The 6,792-nt window shown below is 71.2% G+C and carries 5 protein-coding genes and 1 pseudogene; 5 read left to right on the top strand and 1 reads right to left on the bottom strand.

Annotated features, from left to right (window positions below):
- Both ACWGH4_RS27880 and ACWGH4_RS27875 read left to right on the top strand, forming a co-directional pair.
- A pseudogene (locus tag ACWGH4_RS27880) lies at nucleotides 1–241 on the top strand (IS200/IS605 family accessory protein TnpB-related protein); the annotation flags it as partial.
- Nucleotides 242–415: 174 nt separating this feature from the next.
- On the top strand, nucleotides 416–703 hold the full coding sequence (locus tag ACWGH4_RS27875) for a GntR family transcriptional regulator (RefSeq protein WP_453465808.1): 288 nt from the start codon (nucleotides 416–418) through the stop codon (nucleotides 701–703).
- Between the two features lie 27 nt (nucleotides 704–730).
- Here ACWGH4_RS27875 and ACWGH4_RS27870 read toward each other — a convergent pair whose 3' ends face one another.
- Nucleotides 731–2,212 (bottom strand): ricin-type beta-trefoil lectin domain protein, encoded by a 1,482-nt coding sequence (locus ACWGH4_RS27870; protein WP_453465806.1) that lies wholly within the window; start codon nucleotides 2,210–2,212, stop codon nucleotides 731–733.
- A 145-nt stretch (nucleotides 2,213–2,357) separates the two neighbouring features.
- Between ACWGH4_RS27870 and ACWGH4_RS27865 the strand changes: the two genes are divergently transcribed.
- From ACWGH4_RS27865 to ACWGH4_RS27855, 3 genes are all read left to right on the top strand, one after another.
- The gene (locus tag ACWGH4_RS27865) at nucleotides 2,358–3,752 is read left to right on the top strand and encodes a class II fumarate hydratase (RefSeq protein WP_453465804.1); all 1,395 of its coding nucleotides are present in this window, start codon (nucleotides 2,358–2,360) and stop codon (nucleotides 3,750–3,752) included.
- Between the two features lie 70 nt (nucleotides 3,753–3,822).
- Nucleotides 3,823–4,551, top strand: coding sequence for a cytidylyl-2-hydroxypropylphosphonate hydrolase (gene fomD / locus ACWGH4_RS27860; RefSeq protein WP_441263975.1), 729 nt, complete (start codon nucleotides 3,823–3,825; stop codon nucleotides 4,549–4,551).
- A 337-nt stretch (nucleotides 4,552–4,888) separates the two neighbouring features.
- Nucleotides 4,889–6,781 (top strand): SpoIIE family protein phosphatase, encoded by a 1,893-nt coding sequence (locus ACWGH4_RS27855; RefSeq protein ID WP_453465802.1) that lies wholly within the window; start codon nucleotides 4,889–4,891, stop codon nucleotides 6,779–6,781.
- The last annotated feature ends 11 nt before the right edge of the window (nucleotides 6,782–6,792 follow it).

Here is a 6,792-nt window from a genome sequence, read left to right as displayed (position 1 = left end):
GATCCGGCGACGGACGACACCGCCCCCGCACGACCAGAGCGATCGTGCGGGGCATCGGACCGTCCAGGCCGACCCGGGCACCCTCGGGCGCGAGGAAACCCGCCCCCGCATCCCCGGACCACACACACGATGCGTGCCACCGGACGCGGAACGAAAGCGGGCAACCAGTGCGTCCAAAACCGTTCGGGACGCGCCAGTCGCGCAGGTCTGGGTCCAAAACTCACTCCTGCTCACTGAATAGGAACGGTTCCGCACGTCATCAACTCCCTTGAAGTTGGTGGCCATGCCTCGGGACCGGTCGCACGGTCGCCGGGGTCTTCACTTGGCTGAAGCTACTCCGCCATGCAGTCCTCTGTATACAAGTACAGAGGGATCCACCCATACGTGGAGATGGACAGCGCTCTACGTTGGACATATGAGCGATACTTCCGAGTCGGGCACGTCCTTGGATCCGAGAAGCGCCACGCCTCTCTACGTTCAGCTGGCCAATGCGATCGCCCAGCAGATCGCCTCGGGCACCCTCGCACCCGACCGCCCCATCCCGTCCGAGAATCGCCTGGCGGAGGAGTACGGCGTCGCTCGTCTCACCGCTCGCCGCGCGACGCAGGAACTCCGGGAGCGTGGGCTCGTCGTCACAGTGCGAGGCAAGGGCTCCTTCGTCACCCCCGACGCAGGAAAGCACGGCACCGCGTCCGACGCGTAGCGCCGTCCGCGGTGCCGTGCTCCCCGGTCAGGCGAAGCGCTGGTTCGCCGAGCCGTCGCAAGCCCGGAGCCGGATCGGCTCGTTCGACGCGCCGTGGGTCAGGCAGACCCCGGTCGCGGACGCCGGCCGGATCGTGGCTCCGTCGCGGACGAACTTCTGGTTGGGGCCGCCGTGACAGTCCCAGACGGTCAGGGCCGTGCCCGGTCGGTAGTCACCGGCGGGCACATCCAGGCAGCGGTCCTGGGACAGCTCCGTGTGGACGGTGCCACGGGCGGAGTCGTGCCACCAGCCCTGGTTACGGCCGCCGTGGCAGTCCCAGCCGAGCGCACCGGTGCCGTTCGCGCTCGTGGCGCCGTCGACGTCCAGGCAGTCGCCGGTCCCCTCGTTCCGCAGCGGCTTGAAGGCGTCGTCCCAGGCGTACGGGACCAGGGCCGGCCTACCCGTCGAGTCGACGTCCGCGCAGCTCGCCTCCCGCAGACCGGAGTTGTAGAGCTGGGTCAGGCAGGACGCGAAGGCGGCGTGCCCGCGGATGTTGGGGTGGAAGGACTGCCGCACGGAGTTGGCGTCCGGGGGGAAGTGCCCGAGGTCGATGTACAGGCCGCGGGCCCAGGGGTCCTGGTAGCAGACCTCATGGCCGTGGAAGAGGCGGGAGTTGTCGAGGTACACGGCCCCGGTCGCGCGTGCGGCCTCACGCATGCCGCGTTGGAAGGCGGGGACGGCGGCGTTGCGGCCCCACACGGTGTCGGAGTCGTAACCCATCCCGCCGCAGGCCAGTTTGCCCGGGAAGTCGGGGTTGTCACGGAAGTCGGGTCCGATCGGGCTCGGGTAGCCCATGACGACCAGCTTGTAGTCGCCGTCCCGGTATCCGGCGTCGCGCATCACGGTGCGCAGGTCGCGCACGGTCTGCTCGACCTTGGGGACGAGACCGTCGACGCGGGCCTGCCAGCCCGGTGCGTACTTGGGCTCGCAGGGCCCTTGCAGCAGGATGTAGCGGGTGACGCAGTCGGTCATGACGGGACCGAACTGGAGGTCGTCGTTGGCGCCGGCGACCAGTAACACCATCTTGACGCGGGTGTTGCGGGCCTTGACGGCGAGGTTGTCACTCTGGACCAGCTCGTCGGCGTACTGCTTGCTGCCGCCGATGCGGATGTTGGGAGTGGACGCACCGGAGCAGGACACGTTGTACGTGACGTCGGCGGGGATTCCGGTGCGGTGGATGGCGGCGTCCGGCGAGCGGTGGCACCAGTTGTCGGGCCCGTTCGTACCGGGCTCGTAGGTGCCGGTGCCCTCACCGGAGATCTCGCTGTCGCCGAGCGAGACGAGGGAGGTCCTGCGTTCGGCGGGCGGACGCTCCGCGGGGCTGCCGTAGAGGGCGGTCGCCTCGGCGGCCCGGACGGCCTCGAGTTCGGGCGGCAGGGGTACGGTCGCGGAGCCGGCGGGCTCCGCTGCCGCGGGAGCGGCCACCGCCAGGCCGCTCAGAACGGTGACGAGCGCGGCGGCGGCCGCCATGGTGCGACGGAGTCGAAGTCTGGGAACGGTGCCTTTCATTGCGCCTCCCCGGGTTGTGGTTACCCGGGGTATTTACTGGCGGGTAACGCAGTTGGGAATAGGCAGAACAAGACAAGTGCTCAACTTTTTCAGGAGGTACGACACGATGAGCGACGCCGACGAGTACCGGACCGAGCACGATTCGATGGGTGAGATGCGGGTTCCCGTGCACGCCAAGTGGCGGGCGCAGACCCAGCGGGCCGTGGAGAACTTCCCCGTCTCCGGTCAGCGTCTGGAGCGTTCGCACATCGAGGCGCTGGCCCGTATCAAGGCGGCTGCCGCCCAGGTCAACGCCCAACTCGGCGTGCTGGACAAGGATGTCGCGGAGGCGATCGCCGCCGCGGCGGCGGAGGTCGCTGAGGGGCGCTGGGACGAGCACTTCCCGGTCGATGTCTTCCAGACCGGCTCCGGCACCTCCTCCAACATGAACACCAACGAGGTCGTGGCCACCCTCGCCACCGAGCGCCTCGGCCGCGATGTGCACCCCAACGACCATGTGAACGCGTCCCAGTCGTCCAACGACGTCTTCCCCTCCTCCATCCACATCGCGGCGACCGCGGCCGTCACCCGCGACCTGATCCCCGCCCTGGACCACCTCGCCTCCTCCCTGGAGCGGAAGGCCACCGAGTTCGCGACGGTCGTCAAGGCGGGCCGTACGCATCTGATGGACGCGACGCCCGTCACCCTCGGCCAGGAGTTCGGCGGCTACGCGGCCCAGGTCCGGTACGGGATCGAACGGCTGAAGGCCTCGCTGCCCCGGCTCGCGGAACTGCCCCTGGGCGGCACGGCGGTGGGCACCGGGATCAACACCCCGCCCGGCTTCTCCGCCGCCGTCATCGCCGAGGTGGCCCGCGCGACCGGGCTGCCCCTGACGGAGGCGCGCGACCACTTCGAGGCGCAAGGGGCCCGCGACGGCCTGGTGGAGACCTCGGGGCAGCTCCGTACGGTCGCGGTCTCGCTCACCAAGATCTGCAACGACCTGCGCTGGATGGCTTCGGGGCCGCGCACCGGTCTCGCCGAGATCGCCCTCCCCGACCTCCAGCCCGGCTCATCGATCATGCCGGGCAAGGTGAACCCGGTGATCCCCGAGGCGGTTCTGATGGTGGCCGCTCAGGTCACCGGCAACGACGCGACCGTCGCGGCGGCCGGCGCGGCCGGCAACTTCGAGCTCAACGTCATGCTGCCGGTGATCGCCAAGAACCTGCTGGAATCGGTCAGACTTCTGGCCAACGCCTCGCGCCTGCTGGCGGACCGCACCGTCGACGGCATCACGGCCGACGCGGAACGGGCCCGCGAGTATGCCGAGTCCTCCCCCTCGGTCGTCACCCCGCTCAACAAGTACATCGGCTACGAGGAGGCGGCGAAGGTCGCCAAGAAGTCGCTCGCGGAACGCCGGACGATCCGTGAAGTGGTGCTCGAGTCCGGCTATGTGGAGCGGGGAGACCTGACCGTGGAGCAGCTGGACGAGGCACTTGACGTGCTGCGCATGACCCACCCGTGACGCCATGGCCGTGACACGGCCCGTGACACGCCTCGCAGCGTTGCCCGTTCCGTACTCCTAAGATCTGCTCATGACAGGCACGGGAGGCCCGGCACACGGAACGGGCAGGACGGAACCGCACAGGACCGACGCGGAGAGCCCCGCGCGCTGGGAGCCGGGGGACCACATCCTGTGGCGCTACCGCGGGCATTCCCCGGGCCGCGCCGGCCGCTCGTTCCACATCTGCCGACCCGTGACCGTCGTCCAGGACACCGACGAGCTGCTCGCCGTCTGGATGGCCCCCGGCACCGAGTGCGTGAAGCCGGTGATCGCGGACGGTACCCCGGTGCACGAGGAGCCGCTCGCCACCCGCTACACCGCGCCCCGCGCCACCGCCCGCACCCGCTGGAGCGGCAACGGCGTGCTGAAGCTGGCGCAGCCCGGCCTGCCCTGGTCGGTATGGCTGTTCTGGGAGCACGACTGGCAGTTCCGCAGCTGGTACGTCAACCTCGAGGAGCCCCGTACCCGCTGGTCGGGCGGCGTCGACTCGGAGGACCACTACCTCGACATCTCCGTCTACCCCGACCGCAGTTGGCTGTGGCGGGACGAGGACGAGTTCGAACAGGCGCAGCGCGTCGGCCTGATGGACGCCCGGACCGCGAGGGGCGTACGGGAGGCGGGCCGGGCGGCGGTCGAGGTGATCCGCGCCTGGGGTGCGCCGTTCTCCGACGGCTGGGAGGGCTGGCGGCCCGACCCCACCTGGCACGTACCGGCCCTTCCGGCCGACTGGGACCGGCTGCCGGCGCGACAGGCGGCCTGATCCGGGCGCTCCGGCCGGTTCCCGACGGGAACGCGCTCCGGCGTATACGACCTCGTGAGACTCTTGATGCGCCCCCTGGGGGCAAACGTAGGATCGTCGTCCGCAAGGCTGCGCCGTACGAGGGAGCAGGAGCGCAGGGCCCGACCGTTCAGTCATTCAGCAGTCACAGAACGTCCAGTCACCGAGCGTCTCGCAAGAGGCAGCACGAGTCACTCACCACAGGGGGTTGAGCTGTGCCGGAAGCCCGCCACCCTGTCGACGTCACCCCCAGAGCGGGTATACCGCCCCACGAGGCGATTGCAGCGCACCACCGGCCCGGATGGACGGAATCCCACGCGTGACGGAGCATCCCACCTCCCACGAAGGCCGGCAGCCCCTGGCTGCCCGGTCCCAGGAACGCACCCGGCCGCGGGCGCAGGCGGCCGGGGCATCACCCGCGCCCGCAGGGCCGCCGCCCAAGCCTCAGCCCCAGTCGCAGGTGCACACGGCGCCGCTGCAGGCCCAGGACATCGCGGGGACCGCGAGACGGGAGGGCGACCGGCTGCGGTTCGTCGGAGCCGCCACCCGGCGGATCGCGCGCGGCATCGACCTGGACGAGATCGTCCTCGGTCTGTGCCGGGCCACCGTGCCGACGTTCTCCGACGCGATCCTGGTCTACCTCCGCGACCCGCTGCCGGTCGGCGACGAACGGCCGGTGTCCCCGTTCGTGCTGCGGCTCCGGCGCACCGACAGGCTGCGATCCAGCGCCGACGACACGGACCAGGCCGGCGTCGGCGCCATGCCGCTGCTCGACGCCGGGAGCGAGCCCACACCCGCCGCCGAACTCTGTGAGGTCCGGTCCGGGGGAGCCCTCTCCGAGGTGCTGCGGGGCGTGCGGCCCGTCTTCGGCGACTCGGCCGCGGCTCGCGCCGCACTGCCCGAGCTGCTCGGCGACGGACGTTCCGTACCGACCGGCCATCGCGCGATACTCGCGCCGCTGCGCGGCCGCCGCCGGGTGATCGGCGCCGCCGTGTTCCTGCGCCGCCCCGACCGGCCCGCCTTCGAGCCGAACGACCTGCTGGTCGCCGCGCAGCTGGCGACCCACACGGCGCTCGGCATCGACAAGGCGGTGCTCTACGGCCGCGAGGCGTACATCGCCGACGAGCTCCAGCGCACGATGCTGCCCGACTCGCTGCCCCAGCCGACCGGCGTACGGCTCGCCTCCCGCTATCTCCCTGCGGCCGAGACCGCACGCGTGGGCGGCGACTGGTACGACGCCATCCCGCTTCCCGGCAGCCGCGTGGCGCTGGTCGTCGGTGACGTCATGGGCCACTCGATGACCTCCGCCGCGATCATGGGCCAGCTGCGGACGACCGCGCAGACCCTGGCCGGCCTCGACCTGCCGCCCCAGGAGGTCCTGCACCACCTGGACGAGCAGGCCCAGCGCCTCGGCACCGACCGCATGGCCACCTGCCTCTACGCGGTGTACGACCCCGTCTCGCACCGGATCACCATCGCCAACGCCGGTCACCCGCCGCCCATCCTGCTGCACCTGGGCGGGCGGGCCGAGGTGCTGCGCGTGCCGCCCGGCGCCCCCATCGGCGTCGGCGGTGTCGACTTCGAGGCCGTGGAGCTGGACGCCCCGGCCGGCGCGACGCTGCTGCTCTACACCGACGGGCTGGTCGAATCGCGGCTGCGTGACGTGTGGACGGGCATCGAGCAGCTGCGGGAGCGGCTCGCGGACACCGCGCAGCTCACCGGCCCCGACCACTCGCCGCCGCTGGAGGCCCTCTGCGACGACGTGCTCGACATGCTGGGCCCCGGTGACCGCGACGACGACATCGCCCTGCTCGCGGCCCGCTTCGACGGGATCGCGCCGAGCGACGTGGCGTACTGGTTCCTCGAGCCGGAGGACGCGGCCCCGGGCAGGGCCCGCCGTCTCGCCCGGCGCGCACTGGCCCGCTGGGGCCTCGAGGAGCTGTCCGACTCGGTGGAGCTGCTGGTCAGCGAGGTCGTCACCAATGCCGTGCGGTACGCGGAGCGGCCGGTGACCTTGCGGCTGCTGCGCACCGATGTGCTGCGCTGCGAGGTCGGCGACGACTCGCCGCAGCTGCCCCGCCAGCGGCGGGCACGGGACACGGACGAGGGTGGACGCGGTCTGTTCCTGGTGAACCGGCTCGCGAGGCGCTGGGGAGCGACCCGGCTGTCGACCGGCAAGGTCGTCTGGTTCGAGCTGCCCACGCGGGCCTGACAGACATACGC

Source organism: Streptomyces sp. NPDC054847 (assembly GCF_053610925.1).
The sequence above is the reverse complement of the archived record's forward strand: the minus strand, read 5'-3'. Positions and strand labels throughout refer to the sequence as shown.

What these genes read in the sequence shown, in the direction of transcription:
- ACWGH4_RS27865 (WP_453465804.1), top strand. Translation starts at nt 2,358, where the DNA reads ATGAGCGACGCCGACGAGTACCGGACCGAGCACGATTCGATGGGTGAG.
- ACWGH4_RS27875 (WP_453465808.1), top strand. Translation starts at nt 416, where the DNA reads ATGAGCGATACTTCCGAGTCGGGCACGTCCTTGGATCCGAGAAGCGCC.
- ACWGH4_RS27870 (WP_453465806.1), bottom strand. Translation starts at nt 2,212, where the DNA reads ATGGCGGCCGCCGCCGCGCTCGTCACCGTTCTGAGCGGCCTGGCGGTG.
- fomD (WP_441263975.1), top strand. Translation starts at nt 3,823, where the DNA reads ATGACAGGCACGGGAGGCCCGGCACACGGAACGGGCAGGACGGAACCG.